Genomic DNA, 21,844 nt, shown 5'->3' on the forward strand with positions numbered 1-21,844 from the left:
CTCAGGCCTGCGCCGTCGGCAGCGCGGACCAGTCCTCGACGTGCGAGAGCGGCTCGATGCCCTGCTCGGTGATCAGCAGCGTGTCCTCGATGTGCATGATCTCGCCGCCCGGCCCGTAGGTGTTGGGCTCGATGTTGATGATCATGCCGGGCTCGAGCACGGTGTCGTCCCGCTCGTGCAGGACCGGCCGCTCGGTGCCGCCCACCCCGATGCCGTGGCCGATGCCGATGTGGCCGTAGTTGAACAGCCGCAGGCCGAGCTCCTCGCAGGACTTGCGCGCGAAGAGGTACACGTCGCCGCAGCGCAGCCCCGGGCGCAGGTACTCCATCACCCGCTGGTTGAGCTCGTACTGGCCGGCGTACGCCGCCTGCTGCTCGGGGGTCGCCGGGCCCACGACGGCCATCCGGCCGGCGTCGGTGTAGAGGAAGCCGCGGAAGCGGGACTTCACGTCGATGCGCACCCACTCGCCGACCTCGACCGGGCGCTGGGTGGGCGGGCCGATCCGGCACGCGTTGGGACCGGCGCCGACCAGCGGGTCGGCGCTGGTGAACCCGACCGCCTGCATGTGGCCGACCAGCCGGTCGGCGATCTGGCGCTCGGTCATGCCCGGCTCGATCTCGGCGATGGTCCGGCGCAGCGCGCGCTCGGTGTGACCGGCGGCCTCGCCCATCGTGGCCATGTCGGTGGCGGACTTGACCATCCGCAGCCGGCGCACGGTCTCGTGGAACGGCACCAGCTCCAGCGACGGCCCGCGCTCGACCAGACGGTCGCGGGCCGCGATCGTCAGGCGGTCGCCCTCGACGCCGAGGCGGGCGCCGTCCGGCCACCGGCCGACGAGCGCCCGGCCGACCGCGTCGATGATGCCCTCGGGGAACGCCGCGCCGCGCTCGTCGTACCCGAGGACCTCGAGGCCGGGCGCCATCAGCGAGACCGTGTCGACGGTCTCCTGGCTGGTGAACACGGTGGCCTTGCCGTCGCGCTCGACGAGCACCAGGTTGGGGCGGTCCAGCTCGCTGGCCGAGCGCAGCGGCGCCTGCGCCGCGAACTGGACGTTCTCCAGGCCGAGCAGCAGGACGCCGTCCAGACCGGCCTCGTTCGCCGCCTTCGCGATGCGGGCGACGGCGTGATCGGCAGGGGCAGGGGTGGTCATGACGACTCCTTGACGAGGGTGGGCACTTCGTGGAGGAAATGGCAGGCCACGACGTGGCCTTCACGCGGGGAGTCCAGGGGCGGCGCGTCGGTCACGCAGACGTCGCGGCCCGCGCGGACCTGGCAGCGCAGGGCGAATGCGCAGCCGTCCCCCGGACTCGCCGGGGCGCGACCGCCGGCAGCCGGCGTCGGCAGCTCCGGCAGCCGCAGCCGCGGGTCCGGCAGCGGCACCGCGGCCAGCAGGGCCTGCGTGTAGGGGTGCGACGGAGCGCGGAACAGCTCGGTCGAGTCGCCGGCCTCCATCACCCGGCCGCCGTACATCACCATGACGCGGTCGCTGAAGTACTCGGCGACCGCGAGGTCGTGGACGATGAACAGGTAGCTGAGCCCGAGCTCGGCCTGGAGGTCCTTGAGCAGGTTGAGCACCTGGGCGCGCACCGAGACGTCCAGCGCGGAGACCGGCTCGTCGAGGATCACCAGGTCGGGACTGGTGACCAGTGCCCGGGCGATCGCGGCCCGCTGCTGCTGGCCGCCCGAGAGCGCATGCGGCTTGGCGCCGCACAGCCGCTGCACCAGACCGACCCGCTCGAGCATGTCCAGCGCCACCTGCTCGCGCCCGGCCGGGTCTCCGATCCGGTGGATGTGCAGCGGCTCGACGACGCTCTCGAGGATCGTCATCCGGGAGTCCAGCGAGCTGGCGGGGTCCTGGAACACCATCTGGATGCGGCGCCTCAGGGTGCGCAGCGGTCGGCCGCGCATCGTCGCGAGGTCGATGCCGTCGAACTCGACGCGTCCCGAGGTGGGATCGGTCAGGCGGACGATGCACCGGCCCGTCGTCGACTTGCCCGAGCCCGACTCGCCGACCAGGCCGAGCGTCTCGCCCCGGCCGATCTGCAGGTCGATCCCGTGCAGCACCTTCGTGCCGCCGCGACCGTCGGCGCGGCCGCCGTACACCTTGACCAGGTTCTCGACCCGCAGCAGCGGATCCGTGCTCGTGCTCATGCGCACCCCCCGAGGTCGACACGGAGCTCGTCGGGACCCTGCGACAGCGCCACGAGCTCGGGCTCGGCCGGCACGTGGCACTTGACGGTCACCGAACCGTGCTGCGTCGCGAAACCCGAGGAGCGGGGCGTCTCGGTGCTGCAGTCGGTCCGGCCCCGGCCGACATGGCAGCGGGCCTCGAACGGACATCCGGGCGGGAGCGCGCGGAGGTTCGGCGGGGTGCCGGGGATCGCCGGCAGCCGGCCACCGGACACCATCTGGTCGCGCCGGACGACGGACTGCAGCAGCGCCTCGGTGTAGCGGTGTCGCGGGTTCACCAGCACCTCGAGGGCGGGTCCGCGCTCGACGGTCTTGCCGGCGTACATGACCTGGACCGTGTCGCACATCTGCGCGACCACCCCGAGGTCGTGGCTGATCAGGATCAGCGCCGCGCCGCGCTCGTCCGAGAGTCGGCGCATGAGGCGCAGGATCGTGGCCTGCGTGGTGACGTCCAACGCCGTCGTCGGCTCGTCCGCGATCAGGATCCGGGGGTCGTTCGCGAGCGCCATGGCGATCATCGCGCGCTGCCGCATCCCGCCGGAGAACTCGTGCGGGTAGGCGCCGAACTTGCGGGCGGGGTCGACGATCTCGACGTCCCCGAGCAGGTCGACGGCCTGCCGCTTGGCCACGGCCCGGGAGACGTCCTGGTGCAGCGTGATCGCCTCGACGATCTGCTTCCCGATCGGACGCAGCGGGTTGAACCCGCTCATCGGGTCCTGGAAGACCATCGCGATGTCCTTGCCGCGGACCCCGCGCCACTCGCTCTCGTCGAGCTGGTCGAGCCGGCGACCGTCGAGCTCGATGGTCCCGCCCACGACGCGTCCCGGGTGCTCGATGAGGCGCATCAGGGTCCGGGCCAGCGCGGACTTGCCGGAGCCGGACTCGCCGACGATGCCCAGTCGCTCGAGGCGACGCAGGTCGAAGCTGACGTCGTTCACGGCCGGGACGACCTGGTCGCCCGCGCCGAACTCGGTCCGCGTCCCGCGGACCCGGAGCAGGACGTCGTTGTCCGCGACCCGGGGGCCGGGCGACGCCGGGATGTGTTCGATCATCGGGATGCACTCCGGATCCGGGGGTCGACGAGGCCGTACACGACGTCGATGAGGGTGTTGACGACGACGTAGATCAAGGCGCTGAGGAAGACGAAGGACTGGACGATCGCGAAGTCCTTGGACAGGACCGAGTCGGCCACGAGGCTGCCGACACCGGGCCAGCCGAACACCTTCTCCGCCAGGATGCTGCCGGCGAGGAGCTCGGCGAGCAGCAGGCCGCTGGCCGTGATGGTCGGCAGCGCGGCGTTGGGGAACGCGTGCCGCACGTAGGAGCGTGCCCGCGGGGTCCCCTTGGCCCGCAGCACGAGCATGTACTGCTCGCGCGAGGTCTCCAGGAGGTTCGAGCGCAGCAGCCGCAGCAGGAACGCGGCCGGCACCATCGCCAGGACCACGGCCGGGAGGATCAGGTGCGCGAAGGCGTCCGAGGCCGTCGTCCACTGACCGGCGAGCAGCGCGTCCACGGTGAACATGCCCGTGCGGTGCGGCGGCTCGGCCAACCCGGGGGTCAGACGTCCCTCGGGACCCGGGAACAGCCCGAGACCCTGCGAGAGGACGAGCAGCAGGATCAGGGCCATGTAGAACTGCGGCGTCGCCATGCCGAGCGAGGAGAGGCCGCGGATGACCACGTCCACCCAGCGCCGCCGGGTGTACGCCGCGAGCAGCGCGAGGCTGACACCGACGCTGACGCCGATCACGAACGCCAGGATGGCCAGCTCCACGGTGGCCGGGAGCCGCCCGAGGATCGCCTCGCGAGCAGGCGTGCCGATCGAGTACGCGTAGCCCCAGTCACCGGTGACGAAGTCACGGATGAAGTGGAGGTACTGGAGCGGGAGCGGCTGGTCCAGTCCCATGTCCGCGGCGCGGGCGCGCACCGCCTCCTCGCTGGCGAGCTCGCCGGCCGCCAGTCGCGCCGGGTCGCCGGGCAACACCCGCATGAGCAGGAAGGCCAGGACGGAGGCGCCGAACAGGGTGGCCACTCCCCAGCCGACGCGGCTAGCTATCGATCTCATGTCCACCTCGGGGTGATCGGTCGGTCAGGAGCGCACATAGCTGCCACGCGGGTCCAAGATGTCGCGGGCGCGATCTGCGAGAACGGTGGTGGCGGTGACCAGGACGATCAGTCCCAGTCCGGGGAAGACGCCGATCCACCATTGGCCGGACAGGGCGTACTGGAGGCCGCCGGTGATCATCGAGCCCCACTCCGCCTGCGGCGGCTGAGCCCCCAGCCCGACGAAGCCGAGGGCGGCGAGCGTCAGGATCGCGGCACCGAAGTTCGAGGCCGCCTGGATCAGCAGCGTGGGCATCAGGTGCGGGATCACGTTGCGCCGGGCGATCCGGATCGAGCCCGCCCCGGCGACGACGGCCGCCTCGACGCTGGGCCGCGACATGATGCGCAGCACCTCGCTGCGCAGGACCCGGGCGTACCAGGGGATCGCCGCCAGCACGAGGCCGGCCGCGCCGGCGAAGACGCCGGCCCCCAGGGCCACCGAGACCGCCATCGCGAGCATCAGCGTCGGGAAGCTGAGCAGGGTGTTGATCACCCAGCCCAGGAACCCGCTGACCGGCTGCCGGGACATCCCCGCCACCACGCCCAGGGCGCCGCCGATGGTGGCTCCCGCGAGGACGACCACGGCACCGACCATGAGCGAGAGCCGGGCGCCCTCCAGGAACCGGGCGAAGACGTCGCGGCCCAGGTCGTCGGTGCCCATCGGGTGGGCGCTCGACATCGGCTGCAGGGTCTCGGCGAGGTTCACCTGGTTCGGCGAGACCGTCCAGAACAGGGGTCCCAGGGCCGCGAGCAGGACGACCGCGAGCAGCGCCCCGGAGGCGACCATGATGGTCGGCTCCTTGACGAGCCCGCCGAGGCGGACGGCACGTCTCGCCCGGCGCGCGGCGCGCGGAGCTTCGAGTTGGATGGAGGTCACGAGCAGGTCCTCACTGGGAGACGGTCCAGGTCGTGAAGTCGAGGAACTTGGCGTACTCGAAGTGGGTCACGTCCTTGCTGAGGACGGTGACGTGCTGCGCGGCGTACACCGGGATCCTCGGGAACTGGGCCCGCCACAGCTGGGTGATCTCGGCGTAGAGCTCGTCCGCCTCGGCCGGGTCGGTCGTCGTCCGGGCCTGCTCCAGCAGCTCGTCGGCGCCGTCGACGCACACCTCGGCGTTGTTGAACGGGTTGCCGCACTGGGCCGTGAGGGTGAGCTGGTAGCCCGCCGACGGGACGCCGGGGCCTTCGAGGTTCACCGCGAGCTGGTAGTCACCGCCGGTGTAGCGGGGCGTGAACTCGCTCGGCGGCAGGGCCTCGACCTTCAGGTCGACCCCGATCTCCTTCCAGACGCCCTGCACCAGCGTGGCCAGCTGGACGGCGATCGGCGTGGTCGTGTTCACGATCGCCGTCAGCTTGATCGGGCCGTCGACCCCCGCCTCGGCGATGAGCTTCTTGGCCTGGTCGAGGTCGGTCTCCAGCGGTGCGGAGCCGTCGGCGTCGTGGCCGACCGCGCCGGGGACCACCGGACCGAAGAACAGCGATCCGTAGCCGTAGGCGACGTTCTTCAGGATGTCCTCGTAGGGGACGGCCAGCGTGAGCGCCTCGCGCACCTTCGGGTTGTCGAGCGGCGCCACGGTGTTCTTCAGCGCGATCTGGGCGAACGAGGGCGACTCGTTCGTGACGATGCGGCAGCACGCGTCGGACTCGATGGTGTTGACGCTCTGCAGCGGCATGCCGAGCGTGACGTCGGCGGCCTGGGACCGGGCCTGCAGCAGCAGGTTCGACGGCTCGGTCACGTAGTTGATCTCGATCTCCGGCGTGGCCGGCTGCTCCCCGTAGTAGTCGGGGTTGGCCTTCAGGACCACCTTGTCGCCGGGCGAGTAGGAGTCGAGGAGGTACGCGCCGCCGCCGGCGACGTTGCTCGCCATGTACTGGTTGGGCGTGTTGGGCTTCGAGCCGCCGTTCGCCTCGACCACGGCCGGGTTGACGATGCTGCCGGCCGGCGTGGCGAGACCGGCGAGGAAGTCGCCGTTCGGCCGGTTGAGCTCGAAGACCACGGTGGTGGCGTCGGGAGCCTCGACCGACTCGATGAGCGGCGGCTCCAGCGCGCCCGCCTGCAGGTAGAAGGCGGCGCAGGTGCCCGAGCCCAGCACGCGCTCGACCGAGTACTTGACGGCCTCGGCGTCCATGGGGCTGCCGTCGCTGAAGACCGCGTCGGCGGGGAGCGTGAAGGTGTAGGTCTTGCCGTCCTCGCTGACCTCCCAGTCCTCGGCCAGGGCCGGGACGATCTTGGTGGGGTCGTACTCCGACGTGCCGTCGGAGCCCTCGCGGACGTCGTACTTGGTGAGCGTGGCGTACATGTTGTGGATCAGGCTCAGGTCGTCCTGGTTGCAGGCCGCCGCCGGGTCCAGCGTCGTGTTGCCGGTCGCCCAGTCGATCACCATCCGGTCCGAGCTCTCACCCGGACTCGACGTGCCCGGTGTCGGCGAGGCGGTGCATCCGGCGGCGACGAGCACCACCGCGGCACACCCGGCGAGAGCCAGGCTGCGGTACTTGGAGATGGACATCGTGTGTACTCCCTCTGCGGTCCGATCCGACGCTTCGCCGTGAGATCAGCTGGGCCAGCGCACTGCTGTGACACAAATCATCGTGCTCGCCCGGTCCATGCCTGTCCAATGCTTGTTCCCGGCCCGGCAATAGCGGTTTGAGCATGGCACGGCGTCTTAGTCCGGGACGCCGCGTGGCCGAGGGCTCAGGGCCGGCGGAGCCGGCCGGCCACCGTGGCGAGCAGCCGTCCGGTCGCGCTCGCTGCGGCGGCGGGATCGCGGTCGGCGATCCCCGCGAGGAGGGCGTCGTGGTCGGCGCAGAGCGCGTCGTCCCGACCCTGCGGCGCGGCCAGGCTCGCCCGCAGGGTGGGGACGAAGCCGTCGTACAGCTCGCCGAGCAGGGCGTTGTGGGCCGCCGTCACCACACCGACGTGGAACGCGACGTCGGCCTCGACGAAGACCTCGTGGTCGCCCGCCGCCACGGCGGCCGCGCGCTCTCGCAGGGCACGCCGCAGCGCCGCCAGGTCGGCCCGGGTGCGGCGCGATGCGGCGAGCACGGCCGCCTGGGTCTCCATGGCCTGCCGGACCTCGTGCACCAGCCCGACCTCGACGTCCGCGGCACGCTTGCGGACAAGCCCCGAGACCTCGCGCCCGGCGAGCACGTAGGTGCCGTCGCCCTGGCGGACCTCGAGCACGCCGTTGTGCGCGAGGGCGCGCACGGCCTCCCGCACCGTGTTGCGCCCGACTCCCAGCTCGGCCGCGAGCGCGGGCTCGGACGGGATCCGCGACCCCACGGCCCACTCGCCGCTGTGCACCTGGGCGCGCATCGCCTCGATGGCCTGGTCGACCAGGGAACGGGGGCTCACCGCGGGCAGCGCCATGCGGACCTCTTTCATCGGGTCATCCTATGTTTGTCATACTACGGCCCGTGTCGCTGCCGAGTCGTGTGGATCCCGTCCGGGTGGGCTGGCTCCTGGCGGGGATCCTGCTGATCGCCCTCAACCTGCGCATCGGGATCACCAGCCTCGGGTCGCTGCTCGCCGAGGTCAGTGACGCCAACGACCTCTCCCCGCTCACCGGCGGTCTGATCTCGTCGCTGCCGGTGGCGTGCTTCGCCGTCGTCGGACCGGTCGCGCTCATCCTGCTCCGCCGCATCGGCTCCCACCAGGGCATCGCCGTCGCCCTCGCGGCCCTCACCGCGGGCCTGGCCCTGCGGGTGACCGGCGGCTCGACCAGCCTCCTCCTTGGCACCCTCGTCGCCTGCTCCGGGATCGCGCTGGCGAACGTGCTGCTGCCGGCGGTCGTGAAGGAGCACTTCCCCACCGCCGTCGGCCGGATCACGGGGACCTACAGCGCGGTGCTGTCCATCGGAGCCGCCCTGGCCGCCGCCTCCGCGGTGCCGATCGCCCACGCGGCGGGCTCGTGGCGCGTGGGGCTCGGGGCCTGGGCCCTCGTCGCGGCCGTCGCCCTCGTGGCGTGGCTCCCGCACTGCACCGCCGCTCGACGTCGCGCCGCCCCGGCGGTCCGCCCCCGCATCTCCCTGTGGCGCAACGGACGGGCGTGGGCGGTCACCGTGCTCTTCGCCTGCCAGTCGGTGGTCGCCTACGTGGTGATGAGCTGGCTCCCGAGCATGTACGTCGACGCCGGGTTCGACCAGCGGACGAGCGGCCTCCTGCTCGCGTGCTCGATCTCCGCGGGCGTGCCGATCTACTTCCTCGCCCCGGTGCTCGCCGGCCGGCTGCGGTCCCAGGGCCACCTCATCGGCGGGCTGACCGTGCTCGTGGGCGCGGCGTTCACGGGTCTCTGGCTGGCTCCCCAGCAGGCACCGTGGCTGTGGGCGGTGATGCTCGGCGCCGGGGGCGCCGTCTTCCCGGTGACGCTCACGCTCTTCGCCCTGCGCGCGCGCACCGCCGCGGGCACGGCCGCGCTGTCCTCGATGGCGCAGAGCGTCGGCTACCTCCTGGCCGCGGGCGGCCCGCAGCTGGTGGCGTGGCTGCGCTTCAGCACCGGCTCCTGGGAGACGTCGTACGCGCTGCTGCTGGTCGTCTGCGGCGTGCAGATCACCTTCGGCTACCTCGCCGGCCGCCCCGGGCACGTCGACGCGGACCTGTCCGCGTCCGACGTCGCCGTGCCCGAGGCCGTGCGGACACCGGGAGACCGCTAGTCCCGGGCGGCCTTCCGGGCCGCCCGTCGGCGGTGCAGGATCGGCTCGGTGTAGCCCGACGGCTGCTCGGCGCCGTGGAGCAGCAGCTCCCGGGCGGCGAGGAACGCCTCCCCGTCGTACGACGGCGCCATCGGGACGTAGTCGGGATCGCCCGCGTTCTGCTCGTCGACGAGGACCGCCATGCGACGCAGGCTCTCCTCCACCTGCTCGGCGGTGATCACGCCGTGGCAGAGCCAGTTCGCGACGTGCTGGCTGGAGATCCGGCAGGTGGCCCGGTCCTCCATCAGGCCGGTGCCGGCGAGGTTCGGGACCTTGGAGCACCCGATCCCGGCGTCGACCCAGCGGACGACGTACCCCAAGGTGCTCTGGACGTTCTCGTCCAGCTCGGCGCGGCGGTCCTCCGCGCTCCACCCGGCCGGGTCACCGAGCGGCAGCGTCAGGAGGTCGGCACGCGTGGTCCGGCGGCCGCCGGCGGCAAGCTCCGCCTGTCGCGCGCGCACGTCGACCTGGTGGTAGTGCAGCGCGTGCAGGGTCGCCGCGGTCGGCGAGGGCACCCAGGCGGTGGTGGCGCCGGCCTCGGGATGCGCGATCTTCTGCGCCATCATGTCGGCGAGCTCGTCCGGCACGGCCCACATGCCCTTGCCGATCTGCGCCCGGCCGGCGAGCCCGCAGGCGAGCCCGGTGTCGACGTTCGACTTCTCGTAGGCGTCGATCCAGGCGGTCCGCCTCATCTCGCTCTTGCGGACCACCGGCCCGGCCAGCATCGAGGTGTGGATCTCGTCGCCGGTGCGGTCGAGGAAGCCGGTGTTGATGAAGGCGACCCGGTCCCGCGCGGCCCGGATGCACGCCGCGAGGTTGAGCGTGGTCCGCCGCTCCTCGTCCATGATCCCGACCTTGATGGTGTTCGGGGCCAGGCCGAGGGTCTCCTCGACCATCGCGAAGGTGTCCACGGTCAGCGCCACCTCCTCGGGACCGTGCATCTTGGGCTTCACGGCGTACATCGAGCCGGTCCGGGAGTTGGCCAGGCCCTCGGTACGGCGCAGGTCGTGGCAGGAGCCGAGCCCGGTGACGAAGGCGTCCAGCAGCCCCTCCGGGATCGGGGCACCGTCGGCGTCGAGCACCGCATCGGTGGTCATCAGGTGGCCGACGTGGCGCACGAAGAGCAGCGCCCGGCCGGGCAGGGTCACCTCGCCGCCGTCCGGCGCGGTGTAGGTGCGGTCCGGGGACATCCGGCGGGTGAAGGTCCGCCCGCCCTTGGTGACCTCCTCCGCGAGACGGCCCTGCATCAGCAGCAGCCAGTTGCGGTAGCCGAGCACCTTGTCCTCGGCGTCGACGGCCGCCACCGAGTCCTCGAGGTCCATGATCGTGGTGAGGGCCGCCTCGATCACCAGGTCGCTGACCCCGGCCCGGTCCGTCGCGCCGATCGCGTGCTCGCGGTCGACCGTGATCTCGACGTGCAGGCCGTGGTGCCGCAGCAGGATCGCCTCCGGCCGGGCCGCAGAACCGCGGTGACCGACCAGCTGCCCGGGGTCGGCCAGTCTGACGACGCGGTCGCCGACCTGGGCAGCCAACCCCTCGCCGTCCACGGCGTACCCGTCGACCTCGGCGTGGGAGGCCCCGGCCAGCGGTGCGGCCGCGTCGAGGAGCTCCCGGCCGCGGGCGATGACCGCCGCGCCCCGCTTCGCGTTGTACGACGTCCCGGGCGCCAGGTCCCCGCCGCGGTCGATCACGTCCGACCCGTAGAGCGCGTCGTAGAGCGAGCCCCACCGGGCGTTGACGGCATTGGTCGCGAAGCGCGCGTTGAGGATGGGGACCACCAGCTGGGGTCCGGCCTGGACCGCGATCTCGCCGTCCACGCCCTGCGTGCCGACCGAGAAGGGCTCCGGCTCGTCGACGAGGTAGCCGATCTCGGTGAGGAACGCCTGGTACGCCGCCGGGTCGACCGGCCCGGGTGCGGCGCGGTGGTAGGCGTCGATGCCGCGCTGTAGCTCCTCGCGGCGCGCCAGCAGCTCGCGCTGCCGGGGCGTCAGCTGCTCGACGGCGCGCTCCAGCCCGGACCAGAACGCGTCCGCGCCGACGCCGGAGCCGGGCAGCGCCTCGGACTCGATGAACCGGTGCAGGGCCGGCGCGACCCGCAGCGAGCCGATCTCGACCATGGTCATAGTGTGCTCTCTTTCCGTATGATGGAATCTGTTTTCTGTATTCCGGAAGCTGTCGAGCGAGTATGACACCATGGCCCCGTGAGCGGGAACGAGTCGGGCGGCGTCCAGTCGGTCAACCGGGCGCTGGACGTCGTCGAGGTCGTCGTCGACCGCGGCGGCCAGTCGTCGATCGCCGAGATCGCCGCCGCGACCGGCCTGCCGCTGCCGACCACGCACCGGCTGCTGCAGACGCTGGTGGGCCGCGGCTACATGCACCAGCTGCCCAACCGGCAGTACGCGCTGGGCTTCCGGCTGATCCCGCTGGGCGCGGCCGCCGGACGACGCCTGGCCGACCAGGCCGGCTCGGTGCTCGCCGACCTGGTCACCGCCACCGGCGAGAGCGCCAACCTCGCCGTCCTCTCGGGCGACCACGCCGAGTACGTCGCCCAGGTCCCGTCGCGGCACTCGATGCGGATGTTCACCGAGGTGGGCCGCCGCGTGGAGCTGCACTGCACCGGCGTCGGCAAGGCGATGCTGGCCCAGCTCGACCCCGCCGACGTGACCGAGATCGTGCGACGGGTGGGCCTGCCGTCGTACACGCCACACACGGTGACCAGCGAGACCGCCCTGCTCGCCGAGCTGGAGACGATCCGCGACCGCGGCTACGCCCTGGACGAGCAGGAGCAGGAGCTCGGCGTCCGCTGCGCCTCGGTCGCGGTCCCCCACCCGTCGTTCGGCTGGAGCGCCGTCTCGGTCTCGGGCCCGGTCACGCGGATGACCGACGACCTCGTGGCGAAGGCGGTGCCGCTCCTGCAGCACTCCGCCCAGCGCCTCGCGGCCGCGGCCGACGACCGGTCCTGATCCGGGCGCCCGACCGCGGGCCGCCCAACGGCCGCAATTGCAGCCGCTGGACATGCCGGAGGCGCCAGACCCTGTCCAACGGCCGCAATTGCGCTGGTCGGGCGGGCGCAAGCACGCGGCCGCGGCACACGACCCGCGCGGGCCGAAATGCAGTCCGGCCCCCGGGCCGCATCTCTGCGGGCCCGGGGGCCGGATCAACTTCGCGTGCGCGAGGGGGGATTTGAACCCCCACGCCCTTTCGGACACTGGCACCTGAAGCCAGCGCGTCTGCCGTTCCGCCACTCGCGCGTGAAGCGGCCTCACTGTATGACAGCGCCACGAGGATTCCCAAACCGGCGTGCGGCGGTCCGGCACCCGCTCTCGCCACCCCGTTACGATCGTTGGCAACCCGGCGCCGAGTCGGGCCGGTTGGCCTGCCATGGGGGCAGGGCGAGGACGGAAGGGGGAACGCTGATGGGCGGGCTCCAGAAGTTCGAGCAGCGCCTGGAGCAGATGATCTCCGGCGCGTTCGCGCGCGCGTTCCGCTCGGCCGTCCAGCCGGTCGAGATCGCGGCGGCGCTGCAGCGCGAGTGCGACAACAACGCGCAGATCCTCTCGCGCGAGCGGCGGATGGTGCCGAACGACTTCCACGTGGAGCTGTCGGCGGTCGACCTGGAGCGCCTCGCGCCGTACGACAGCGCGATGGCCGACGAGCTCGTCGCCCAGGTGACGCTGCACGCCGAGTCCCAGGGCTACGTCTTCCCCGGCCCGGTCACGATCGGCTTCGAGGCCGCCGACGACCTGACCACCGGCCGGTTCCGGGTGCGCAGCCAGGCCCAGGCGAAGGTGACGGGCAGCTCGTCGTACACCCAGGTACGACGCGCCCGCGCGCTGCTGGAGATCAACGGCACCCAGCACCCGCTCCAGCCGCCGAGCCTGGTCGTGGGCCGCGGCAGCGAGGCCGACGTCCGCATCAACGACCCGGGCGTGAGCCGGCGGCACGTCGAGTTCGTCGTGCACACCCGCCACGCCGACGGCCACGAGGACGTCCAGGTGGAGGTGCACGACCTCGGCTCCACGAACGGGATGCTGGTCAACGGCCAGAAGCTCAAGCGCTCGCCACTCGACGACGGCTCGATCGTGCGGATCGGGAACACCACGATGACCGTCCGGGTGGTCGAGGAGGACGGTCTTGTCTGAGCTGACCCTGCTGCTGGTCAGGATCGCCTACCTGGCCATCCTGTGGATCTTCGTGCTCTCGGCGATCTCGGTGATCCGCTCCGACATGTTCGGGGCCCGGGTGCCCGAGGCGGCGCGGGCCAAGGCCCCGCGCCGCAAGGAGAAGGCGGCCAAGCCCCCGTCGAAGCGGCGCGGGTCGCCGACCCACGTGCTGGTGGTCGAGGGTTCGAGCGCCGGCGAGCGGGCCGACCTCGACCACGCCCCGATCCTGATCGGCCGCGGAACCGACGCGGCCATCCGCCTCGACGACGACTACGTCTCGACCCGGCACGCGCGGATCGCCGCGTCCGGCGACCAGTGGTTCGTCGAGGACCTCGGCTCGACCAACGGCACCTACATCGGCTCGGTCCGGATCACCCAGCCCACGACCATCACCCTCGGGACCCAGGTCCGGATCGGCAAGACGATCCTGGAGCTGCGGAAGTGATGGTCCCGTCCTGATGCTGCGCCTCCAGTACGCCGCGCTCTCCGACGTCGGTCGGGTCCGCCGCGACAACCAGGACTCCGGGTACGCCGGCCCCTGGCTGCTCACCGTCTGCGACGGCGTGGGCGGGGCCGCGCGCGGCGACATCGCCTCCAGCACGGCGGTCCAGCAGCTGCGCAAGCTCGACGAGCAGCCCGGCGAGGACCTGCTCGGCGCGGTGGCGGGTGCCCTGCACCGCGCCCACGACCGGATCGCCGAGCTGGTCGACGAGGACCCGGCCCTCAACGGCACCAGCACGACCGCCACCGTCGCGCTCTTCGACGGCCGTCGGATCGGCCTCGGCCACGTCGGCGACAGCCGGGCGTACCTGCTGCGCGACGGTGAGCTGAGCCAGCTGACCGTCGACCACACCTTCGTGCAGAGCCTGATCGACGAGGGCCGGATCACCGAGGCCGAGTCGCGGGTGCACCCGCACCGCAACATCATCCTCAAGGCGCTCGACGGCGTCCGCGAGGCCGAGCCCGACCTGTTCGTCCTCGAGCTCGTGCCCGGTGACCGCCTGCTGCTGTGCAGCGACGGCGCCAGCGGCGTCCTCGACGACGCCCGGCTCACCGCCCTCCTCGGCGACGGCACCCCCGACTTCGCCGCGGTCGAGCTGGTCCGAGCCAGCCTCGAGGCCGGCAGCACCGACAACGTCACCTGCGTCGTGGCCGACGTCGAGGAGTCCGACGGCTCCCCCGCCACCGACCTGGACGGCCAGCCGCTGCAGCCCCAGCTGGTGGGCGCGGCCGCCGAGCTGCGCCGACGGCCCAGCCGTGGCGCCCGCGGCCCAGCGCTGTTCCGGGGCACCCGCGCCGGCGACACCGGCGAGCTGGACCCGGTGCCCGGCCTGCCCGACGACCTCGACTACGGCATCCCCGCCGACCCGGTCGACCCGGAGGCGATCCGCTACGCACCCCGGGCGCCCGCGCGCTTCCTCTGGCTCTCCCGGCTGCTCCTCACCCTCGCGCTGGTCGGGCTGCTGTGGATCGCCGTCGCGGCGGCCTGGTCGTGGACCCAGCAGCAGTACTACGTCGCCGAGGACGGCGGCGAGGTCGTCATCTTCCGCGGCGTCAACGCCGACCTGCCCGGCATCTCCCTCTCGGAGCCGTACGAGACGACCAACGTCGACCTCGAGCGGCTCGGCGACACCTACCAGCAGCAGCTGAGCGAAGGCATGGGCAACGGCTCCCTCGAGGACGCCCGCAAGATCGTCGAGAACCTCGTCGAGCGGATGGCGCCGGCCGCGACGCCGACCGGGGTGGCGCCGTGAGCACCACCACCACCGGACTGATGGGCTTCGTGCACCGCCGACGGCGCGGGGCGGAGCTGTTCCTGCTCGTCCTCGCGCTCGCCGTCGGCATCGGGGCGTACGCCGCCGTCGGGATCGGAGTCCAGGGCGAGGTCCCGGCCAACATGGTCGGCTACAGCAGCTGGCTCGCCGCGCTGACCATCGCCGCCCACCTCGTGGTGCGCTTCGTCGCGCCGTACGCCGATCCGGTGCTGCTCCCGATCGTGGCGGCGCTCAACGGGCTCGGCCTGGCCGTCATCCACCGGCTCGACCTGGCGAAGGGACCCGACTCCGACGTCGCCCGCGCCCAGCTGACCTGGATGACCCTCGGCGTGGTCCTGTTCTCGCTCACCCTGATCGTGCTGCGCGACCACCGGCGGTTGACCCGCTTCACCTACACCAGCGGTCTGGCCGCCCTGGTCCTGCTGGTCCTGCCGATGCTCCCCGGCATCGGCAAGACCATCAACGGCGCGAAGATCTGGATCGGCGTCGGCCCGTTCAGCTTCCAGCCCGGCGAGATCGCCAAGGTGCTGCTGGTCATCACGTTCGCCGGCTACCTCGTGCTGCACCGCGACGCGCTCGCGCTGGCCGGGCGCCGGGTGCTCTTCGTCGACCTGCCCCGCGGCCGCGACCTCGGTCCGATCCTCGCCATGTGGGGCGTCAGCCTGATGATCCTGGTCGCCCAGCGCGACCTCGGCTCGAGCCTGCTCTTCTTCGGCCTCTTCCTGGTGATGCTCTACGTCTCGACGGAGCGGCCGGGCTGGCTGGTGGTCGGCGGACTGCTGTTCGCCGCGGGCGCGGCGACGGCGTACACCCTCGCGGGGCACGTGCAGCGGCGCTTCGACATCTGGATCGACCCGTTCTCCTACTACGGCGAGGGCACCAGCGACCAGAGCCGGCAACTGGTCGAGTCGATGTTCGGCATGGCCTGGGGCGGTCTGCTGGGACGCGGCTTCGGCGAGGGCAACCCCTGGCGGATCTCGTACGCCAACTCCGACTTCATCATGGGCGCGATCGGCGAGGAGCTCGGACTGACCGGCGTGCTCGCCGTGCTGGTCCTCTACGGCCTCATCGTCGAGCGCGGCCTGCGGGCGGCGCTGATCTCGCGCGACGGCTTCGGGAAGCTGCTCGCGACCGGCCTGGCCAGCGTGTTCGCGCTGCAGGTCTTCGTGGTCATCGGCGGCGTCACCCGGCTGATCCCGCTGACCGGCCTGACCACCCCGTTCCTCTCGGCCGGCGGGTCCTCGCTGGTCGCGAACTGGGTGATCATCGCCCTGCTCCTGCGGGTCTCCGACCTGGCCCGCCGTCCCCTGCCCGATCTCTCCGCCGACGACGAGGACTCCGACTCCGAGGCCACGCAGGTGGTCCGACTGCCATGAACAAGCCCATCCGCACCATCTCGATCTTCTGCCTGGTCCTCTTCCTCGCGCTGATGGCCAACGCGACGTACCTGCAGTACTTCCGCAGCGAGTCGCTCAACGACCGCGCCGACAACCGCCGGGTCTTCGACGCGGCGTACTCCCGCGAGCGCGGCTCGATCATCGTCGGCCGCGAGGCGATCGCCGAGAGCGTCCCCGTCGACGACCAGTACGAGTTCCTGCGCACCTACAAGAAGCCGTTCAAGTACGCCCCGCTCACCGGCTTCTTCGCCTACGCGTACGGCGCCAGCCAGCTCGAGCGCACCCAGAACGACGTGCTCTCCGGCAACGACGACCGGCTCTTCGTGACCCGTCTCGTCGACCTGCTCAGCAACCAGGGCACCCAGGGCGGCAACATCCGGTTGACCATCGACCCGGCCGCCCAGGACGCCGCGTCCGCGGCGCTCTCGAAGGTGCCCGGCGACGTCCGCGGCTCGGTCGTGGCCCTCGAGCCGAAGACCGGCAAGATCCTGGCCATGGTCACCTCGCCGACCTTCGACCCCAACGAGCTCGCCTCCCACGACAAGGCGGCGGTCGACCAGGCCTGGAAGCGGCTCAACGCCGACGAGGGCGACCCGATGCTCAACCGGGGCACGCAGAAGACCCTGCCGCCCGGCTCGACCTTCAAGCTGGTCACCGCGGCCGCCGCCATCGAGGACGGCCTGGCCGAGGCGGCCGACGATCCGGTGCCCGGCGGCAGCAGCTACCAGCTGCCCCTGACCACCGGCGACTCCGGCCTCATCGACAACGAGGGCCGGCCCTGCGGCACCGACCAGATCCCGTTCACCCAGGCCATGGGCAACTCGTGCAACACGACGTTCGCGCAGCTGGCGATCCAGGTCGGCGAGGACAAGATGCAGAAGCAGGCCGAGGCGTTCGGGTTCAACTCCGACTACCTCGAGGACCTGCGCCCGCAGGCGATCTCGACGTACCCCCGCGACGCCAACGAGCCGCAGACCGGCCAGGCCGGCATCGGCCAGTTCGAGGTCCGCTCCACCCCGCTGCAGATGGCGATGGTGGCGGCCGGGATCGCCAACAACGGCGTCGTGATGCGGCCCTACGTCGTCGACGAGGTGCAGTCGGCCGACCTCGACGTCGTGGAGACCACCCAGCCCGAGGAGTTCTCGCAGGCGGTCGAGCCGTCCACGGCGAAGGTGCTGACGGACCTGATGACCTACACCGTCGACGACGGCACCGCGCGCCCGGCCGCCATCCCCGGCGTCCAGGTCGCGGGCAAGACCGGCACGGCGCAGAGCGGGCAGGACGACGTGCCGCCGTACGCCTGGTTCGTGTCGTTCGCCCCGGCCGACGACCCCGAGGTGGCGGTGGCGGTGATGATCGAGAAGGCCGACATCCCGCGCGGTGAGATCGGCGGCGGCTCCATCGGCGGACCGATCGCGAAGGCGGTCATGGAAGCGGTGATCAAGTGACGACCGGGACCCCGGAGACGTACGCCGACGACGCGCGGCGCTACCTGCTGCGCAGCCGCATCGCGACCGGCGGCATGGGCGAGGTGTGGCGCGCGTTCGACACCACGCTCGACCGCGAGGTGGCCGTCAAGCTCCTCAAGACCGAGTACGCCGACGACCCCGCGTTCCGGTCCCGCTTCGAGACCGAGGCCCGGCACGCGGCGGCGCTGCACCACGCCAACATCGCCTCGGTCTACGACTTCGGCGAGGCCGACGCGACCGACGGCTCCGGCGTGCCCCGCCCGTTCCTGGTGATGGAGCTGGTCGACGGCCAGCCGCTCTCCGCGCTGCTGCGAGCGGGTGCCGGCCTCGACCCCGCGCCGACCCGGGAGCTGCTCGCCCAGGCGGCCGACGGGCTGGGCGTCGCCCACGCCGCCGGCATCGTGCACCGCGACGTGAAGCCCGCGAACCTGCTCGTCACCCCGAGCCGCCAGCTGAAGATCACCGACTTCGGCATCGCCCGCGCGACCGAGGGCCTCGGCATCACCCAGACCGGCCAGGTCATGGGCACCCCGCAGTACCTCTCCCCCGAGCAGGCCCGCGGCGAGACCGCGACCCCCGCCTCGGACGTCTACGCACTGGGTGTCGTGGCCTTCGAGTGCCTCGCGGGCCACAGGCCCTTCGACAAGGAGTCGCCGGTCGCGACGGCGCTGGCGCACCTGCACGACCCGGTGCCGGACCTCCCGCCCGAGGTGCCCGCCTATCTCGCGGCCGTCGTACGACGGTGCCTGGCGAAGGACCCCGCCGAGCGGTACGCCGACGGCGCCGCCCTCGCCGCGGCCCTGCGCGCCCCGGCCACCGCCGCGACCCAGGTCGCCGCCCCCGTCACCCAGCAGACCCAGCTGCTCGGCGCGCCGGTCCCGGCCGAGGCGCCTGCGACGACCACGACGCCGACCGCGGAGGAGGAGTCGAAGGACCGCCGCCGCAACCGCTGGCTGATCATCCTGCTGCTGGTGCTGCTCGGCGCGGTCGCGGTGACCGCGGCGGTGCTGGCCACCAGCGGCGACGACGAGTCCGGTCCCACGGACGACGCGGAGGTCGTGCGGGTGCGCGAGAGCGACTTCGTCGGACGGCCGGTCGAGGAGGTCGCCGACGAGCTGGCCGACCTCGGCCTGGAGGTGACCACCACCGAGGTCGCCAACCCGGGCGAGCGGACCGAGGGCAACGTCTCGTCCGTCGACCCGTCCGGCAACCTCGAGAAGGGCTCCGAGGTGGAGGTCTCCTACTGGGGGCCGGTCGCCGAGGAGGAGCCGAGCGAGACGCCGTCCGAGACGCCGAGCGAGCGACCCACGCCGACACCCACGCCGACGCCGACCCGGGAGCCGACGCCGACACCCACCCCGACGCCGACACCGACACCGACGCCGACACCGACCGAGGAGCCGACCCCCTCGGAGACCCCCGCTCCGAGCGTCTCCGAGCCGGCGACCAGCCCGACCCAGACCGACCGGGAGGTCGCACCCCGATGAGCAGCCCACAGCCGACGACGGTCGGTGGACGCTACGAGCTCGGCGAGCTCCTGGGCCGTGGCGGCATGGCCGAGGTCCGCAAGGGCACCGACACCCGGCTGGGCCGCGTGGTCGCGGTCAAGCGGCTGCGCACCGACCTGGCCAGCGACGCCACGTTCCAGGCCCGGTTCCGCCGGGAGGCGCAGTCGTCCGCGTCTCTGAACCACCCCTCGATCGTCGCCGTGTACGACACGGGCGAGGAGCCCGCCACCGACGGGTCCGGCGTCTCCCAGCCCTACATCGTCATGGAGTACGTCGCCGGCCGCACGCTGCGCGACGTCCTGCGCGAGGGCCGCAAGATCCTGCCCGAGCGCGCGCTGGAGATCACCAGCGGCGTGCTCTCCGCCCTCGACTACAGCCACCGCGCCGGGATCATCCACCGCGACATCAAGCCCGGCAACGTGATGCTCACGCCGAGCGGCGACGTGAAGGTGATGGACTTCGGCATCGCGCGGGCGGTCAGCGACGCCGCCAACACGATGACCCAGACGGCCGCCGTGGTGGGCACCGCGCAGTACCTCTCCCCCGAGCAGGCGCGCGGCGAGACCGTCGACTCGCGCTCGGACGTCTACTCCACCGGCTGCCTGCTCTACGAGCTCCTCACCGGCCGGCCGCCGTTCGTCGGCGACAGCCCGGTCGCGGTCGCCTACCAGCACGTCCGCGAGCAGGCGCTCCCGCCGTCCGACCACGACACCTCGCTCCCGCCCGAGGTCGACGCCATCGTGATGAAGGCGCTGACCAAGCGGCTCGAGGACCGCTACCAGTCCGCCGCGGCGATGCGCAGCGACATCGAGCGCTACCTCGCCGGCCGTCCGGTCCAGGCGACCGTGCCGCCCGCTCCGGCGACCGCGGCCACCACGGTGGTCCCCCCGGTCGCCGACCCGGCGACCACGAGCACGGCGCTGCCCGAGGCCGAGGACACCGGGCCGCGCACCGGCCTGCTGGTCGGCCTGGGCCTGCTGGTGATCGCGCTGATCGTCGGCGGGGTGCTGCTGTGGCCCAAGCTGTTCCCGCCCCCGATCGAGCAGGACGAGGTCCCCGACCTGGGCGGGATGACCGAGCGGTCCGCGCGCGCCGCGATCGGCGAGGCCGGCCTCGCGGTCGGCGAGATCCGCCGCGAGGCCAGCACCGAGGTCCCGGCCAACCGGGTCATCCCGGGCTCCCAGGAGCCGACCGCCGGGCTCTTCGTCGACCCGGGCACCGCCGTCGGCTTCACCATCTCCACCGGCCAGCCGCAGGTGACCATCCCGGTCAACCTGGTCGGCCGCAACCGTGCCGAGGTCGTGGCGGAGCTGCAGGCCCTGGGCCTGGTCGCCGACCCGCAGGAGGAGAAGTCCGACGAGGACGAGGGCGCGGTCATCCGGACGGATCCGCCGCCGGGCACGCCAGTCACGACCGGCTCGACGGTGAAGGTGTTCTACTCCGACGGCCGCGAGACCCTGCCCAACCTGGTCGGGCGCACCCGCCAGGAGGCCGAGCAGATCGTCAAGGACCTCGGCTTCGTGCCCCGCTTCTTCGAGGACGACAACCACCCCGAGGTCCCGAACGGGCAGGTGTTCGAGCAGGACCCGGCGCCCGACAAGGAGTACGACGACCAGACGATCGTCTACCTCACCGTCTCGACCTACGTCGAGCCCACGCCGACCCCGACGCCCACCGCCCCGACCACGCCGACGGACCCGGGGATCACCCCGCCCCCGGCCGATCCCGGCACGGAGCTCCCGGGCGCGGAGAGCGAGCGGTCGACGGGTCCCGTCACTCCATCGGCACGGCGTACGACAGGTCGAGCAGGCCGTCGTACGCCGGCGCGGTGAGGTCGTCCTCGATCTCCAGCTCCCAGCCGATGGCGATGTCGGGGTCCTCGGCCTGCTGGCGGTAGGTCTGCAGGTTCTCGTCGTCGGAGAGGGCCGTGAGCAGGTCGCCCTGGTCGCCCACCGCCGAGATGACGTACGGCGGCGAGTAGGGCTGGCCCTGCAGCGTCACCGAGTTGCCGATGCACTTGATCCCGGTCGTCGACACGATCCGCTTGCCCTGGACGGTGACCGCCTCGGCGCCGCCGCGCCACAGGGCGTTGACGACCGCCTGGATGTCCTGCTGGTGGACCACGAAGTCGCTGAGCCGCACCCCGGACTCGGTGGCGGCCTCCAGGAGCTCCGGGGGCGAGTCCGTGAGCGTGACGGTGACGCCCTCCCCCTCGCGCTCGACCATGCCTGCGGGGTCCTCGACCCGCTCGATCTGGCGCCGGTAGCGGTTCACCGTCCGGTCGTTGACCGACTCCGACAGCGCGGTCACCTCGTCGTTGAGGTCGGCGACCCGGTCCTCGAGGCGCTCGTACCGGTCGGACTCCGTCCGGACCAGGTCGGCGAGGTCGGTGTAGCGGCCCGGACGCAGGTCGATGCCCTCGCTGTTCTGGTAGCTGACCACGAACAGTCCACCGCACACGAGCACCACCGCGGGCGTGCCGATCGCCCACGGGCGCAGCAGTCGGCGCCAGCGGGAGGGACCCGCGTGCGGGTGCTCGGTTGTCACGACGAC

The 21,844-nt window shown here is 72.4% G+C and carries 18 protein-coding genes and 1 tRNA gene; 9 read left to right on the plus strand and 10 right to left on the minus strand.

Annotated features, from left to right (window positions below):
* Position 1: 1 nt before the first annotated feature.
* From VMF51_RS21200 to VMF51_RS21230, 7 genes are all read right to left on the minus strand, one after another.
* Positions 2-1,150: a Xaa-Pro peptidase family protein gene (locus tag VMF51_RS21200; RefSeq protein WP_325476461.1), complete on the minus strand. Its 1,149-nt coding sequence runs from the start codon at positions 1,148-1,150 to the stop codon at positions 2-4.
* A complete protein-coding gene (locus VMF51_RS21205) occupies positions 1,147-2,151 on the minus strand; it encodes an oligopeptide/dipeptide ABC transporter ATP-binding protein (protein ID WP_325476462.1) in 1,005 nt (334 codons plus the stop codon). Before VMF51_RS21205 ends, VMF51_RS21200 begins: the two co-directional genes overlap by 4 nt.
* Positions 2,148-3,242 (minus strand): ABC transporter ATP-binding protein, encoded by a 1,095-nt coding sequence (locus tag VMF51_RS21210; protein ID WP_325476463.1) that lies wholly within the window; start codon positions 3,240-3,242, stop codon positions 2,148-2,150. Before VMF51_RS21210 ends, VMF51_RS21205 begins: the two co-directional genes overlap by 4 nt.
* Complete coding sequence (locus VMF51_RS21215; RefSeq protein WP_325476464.1) at positions 3,239-4,252, minus strand: ABC transporter permease; 1,014 nt, start codon at positions 4,250-4,252, stop codon at positions 3,239-3,241. Before VMF51_RS21215 ends, VMF51_RS21210 begins: the two co-directional genes overlap by 4 nt.
* 24 nt (positions 4,253-4,276) lie before the next feature.
* The gene (locus VMF51_RS21220) at positions 4,277-5,167 is read right to left on the minus strand and encodes an ABC transporter permease (protein ID WP_325476465.1); all 891 of its coding nucleotides are present in this window, start codon (positions 5,165-5,167) and stop codon (positions 4,277-4,279) included.
* A gap of 10 nt (positions 5,168-5,177) precedes the next feature.
* Positions 5,178-6,797: an ABC transporter substrate-binding protein gene (locus VMF51_RS21225; protein ID WP_325476466.1), complete on the minus strand. Its 1,620-nt coding sequence runs from the start codon at positions 6,795-6,797 to the stop codon at positions 5,178-5,180.
* A gap of 185 nt (positions 6,798-6,982) precedes the next feature.
* Positions 6,983-7,672 carry a FadR/GntR family transcriptional regulator gene (locus VMF51_RS21230; protein WP_325476467.1) on the minus strand — a complete coding sequence of 230 codons (690 nt, stop codon included), beginning with the start codon at positions 7,670-7,672 and terminating at the stop codon, positions 6,983-6,985.
* A gap of 32 nt (positions 7,673-7,704) precedes the next feature.
* Between VMF51_RS21230 and VMF51_RS21235 the strand changes: the two genes are divergently transcribed.
* Positions 7,705-8,940 (plus strand): MFS transporter, encoded by a 1,236-nt coding sequence (locus VMF51_RS21235; protein ID WP_325476468.1) that lies wholly within the window; start codon positions 7,705-7,707, stop codon positions 8,938-8,940.
* Here VMF51_RS21235 and VMF51_RS21240 read toward each other — a convergent pair.
* Positions 8,937-11,096, minus strand: coding sequence for a malate synthase G (locus tag VMF51_RS21240; RefSeq protein WP_325476469.1), 2,160 nt, complete (start codon positions 11,094-11,096; stop codon positions 8,937-8,939). The two genes, VMF51_RS21235 and VMF51_RS21240, sit on opposite strands and share 4 nt — an antisense overlap.
* Before the next feature lie 84 nt (positions 11,097-11,180).
* On the opposite strand from VMF51_RS21240, the gene VMF51_RS21245 reads away from it, so the two are divergent.
* On the plus strand, positions 11,181-11,942 hold the full coding sequence (locus tag VMF51_RS21245; protein ID WP_325476470.1) for an IclR family transcriptional regulator: 762 nt from the start codon (positions 11,181-11,183) through the stop codon (positions 11,940-11,942).
* A gap of 205 nt (positions 11,943-12,147) precedes the next feature.
* On the opposite strand, the gene VMF51_RS21250 is transcribed toward VMF51_RS21245, so the two are convergent.
* Positions 12,148-12,230 (minus strand) — tRNA-Leu (locus VMF51_RS21250).
* Between the two features lie 165 nt (positions 12,231-12,395).
* Here VMF51_RS21250 and VMF51_RS21255 point away from each other — a divergent pair.
* From VMF51_RS21255 to pknB, 7 genes are read left to right on the plus strand one after another with little or no spacing between them, the layout of a single operon-like run.
* Complete coding sequence (locus VMF51_RS21255) at positions 12,396-13,121, plus strand: DUF3662 and FHA domain-containing protein (RefSeq protein WP_325476471.1); 726 nt, start codon at positions 12,396-12,398, stop codon at positions 13,119-13,121.
* Positions 13,114-13,587, plus strand: coding sequence for an FHA domain-containing protein FhaB/FipA (locus VMF51_RS21260; RefSeq protein ID WP_325476472.1), 474 nt, complete (start codon positions 13,114-13,116; stop codon positions 13,585-13,587). The genes VMF51_RS21255 and VMF51_RS21260 overlap by 8 nt, the downstream gene beginning before the upstream one ends.
* Positions 13,588-13,600: 13 nt before the next feature.
* Positions 13,601-14,896 (plus strand): PP2C family protein-serine/threonine phosphatase, encoded by a 1,296-nt coding sequence (locus VMF51_RS21265; protein ID WP_325476473.1) that lies wholly within the window; start codon positions 13,601-13,603, stop codon positions 14,894-14,896.
* A gap of 20 nt (positions 14,897-14,916) precedes the next feature.
* Positions 14,917-16,293, plus strand: a complete 1,377-nt coding sequence (locus VMF51_RS21270; protein WP_414689491.1) for an FtsW/RodA/SpoVE family cell cycle protein — start codon at positions 14,917-14,919, stop codon at positions 16,291-16,293.
* On the plus strand, positions 16,290-17,762 hold the full coding sequence (locus VMF51_RS21275) for a penicillin-binding protein 2 (protein ID WP_325476475.1): 1,473 nt from the start codon (positions 16,290-16,292) through the stop codon (positions 17,760-17,762). Before VMF51_RS21270 ends, VMF51_RS21275 begins: the two co-directional genes overlap by 4 nt.
* Positions 17,759-19,270, plus strand: a complete 1,512-nt coding sequence (locus tag VMF51_RS21280) for a serine/threonine protein kinase (protein ID WP_325476476.1) — start codon at positions 17,759-17,761, stop codon at positions 19,268-19,270. Before VMF51_RS21275 ends, VMF51_RS21280 begins: the two co-directional genes overlap by 4 nt.
* Positions 19,267-21,123: a Stk1 family PASTA domain-containing Ser/Thr kinase gene (gene pknB, locus VMF51_RS21285; protein ID WP_325476477.1), complete on the plus strand. Its 1,857-nt coding sequence runs from the start codon at positions 19,267-19,269 to the stop codon at positions 21,121-21,123. The genes VMF51_RS21280 and pknB overlap by 4 nt, the downstream gene beginning before the upstream one ends.
* Here pknB and VMF51_RS21290 read toward each other — a convergent pair.
* Positions 21,065-21,838: a DUF881 domain-containing protein gene (locus tag VMF51_RS21290; RefSeq protein ID WP_325476478.1), complete on the minus strand. Its 774-nt coding sequence runs from the start codon at positions 21,836-21,838 to the stop codon at positions 21,065-21,067. The genes pknB and VMF51_RS21290 overlap by 59 nt on opposite strands.
* Positions 21,839-21,844: the final 6 nt, after the last annotated feature.

Source organism: Nocardioides sp. (assembly GCF_035503875.1).
Lineage (GTDB): Bacteria > Actinomycetota > Actinomycetes > Propionibacteriales > Nocardioidaceae > Nocardioides.

Bases quoted from the DNA above. Each gene is read 5' to 3' on its own strand.
- VMF51_RS21200 (WP_325476461.1), bottom strand. From the start codon at position 1,150: ATGACCACCCCTGCCCCTGCCGATCACGCCGTCGCCCGCATCGCGAAG.
- VMF51_RS21205 (WP_325476462.1), bottom strand. From the start codon at position 2,151: ATGAGCACGAGCACGGATCCGCTGCTGCGGGTCGAGAACCTGGTCAAG.
- VMF51_RS21210 (WP_325476463.1), bottom strand. From the start codon at position 3,242: ATGATCGAACACATCCCGGCGTCGCCCGGCCCCCGGGTCGCGGACAAC.
- VMF51_RS21215 (WP_325476464.1), bottom strand. From the start codon at position 4,252: ATGAGATCGATAGCTAGCCGCGTCGGCTGGGGAGTGGCCACCCTGTTC.
- VMF51_RS21225 (WP_325476466.1), bottom strand. From the start codon at position 6,797: ATGTCCATCTCCAAGTACCGCAGCCTGGCTCTCGCCGGGTGTGCCGCG.
- VMF51_RS21230 (WP_325476467.1), bottom strand. From the start codon at position 7,672: ATGAAAGAGGTCCGCATGGCGCTGCCCGCGGTGAGCCCCCGTTCCCTG.
- VMF51_RS21240 (WP_325476469.1), bottom strand. From the start codon at position 11,096: ATGGTCGAGATCGGCTCGCTGCGGGTCGCGCCGGCCCTGCACCGGTTC.
- VMF51_RS21255 (WP_325476471.1), top strand. From the start codon at position 12,396: ATGGGCGGGCTCCAGAAGTTCGAGCAGCGCCTGGAGCAGATGATCTCC.
- VMF51_RS21265 (WP_325476473.1), top strand. From the start codon at position 13,601: ATGCTGCGCCTCCAGTACGCCGCGCTCTCCGACGTCGGTCGGGTCCGC.
- VMF51_RS21270 (WP_414689491.1), top strand. From the start codon at position 14,917: ATGGGCTTCGTGCACCGCCGACGGCGCGGGGCGGAGCTGTTCCTGCTC.
- VMF51_RS21275 (WP_325476475.1), top strand. From the start codon at position 16,290: ATGAACAAGCCCATCCGCACCATCTCGATCTTCTGCCTGGTCCTCTTC.
- pknB (WP_325476477.1), top strand. From the start codon at position 19,267: ATGAGCAGCCCACAGCCGACGACGGTCGGTGGACGCTACGAGCTCGGC.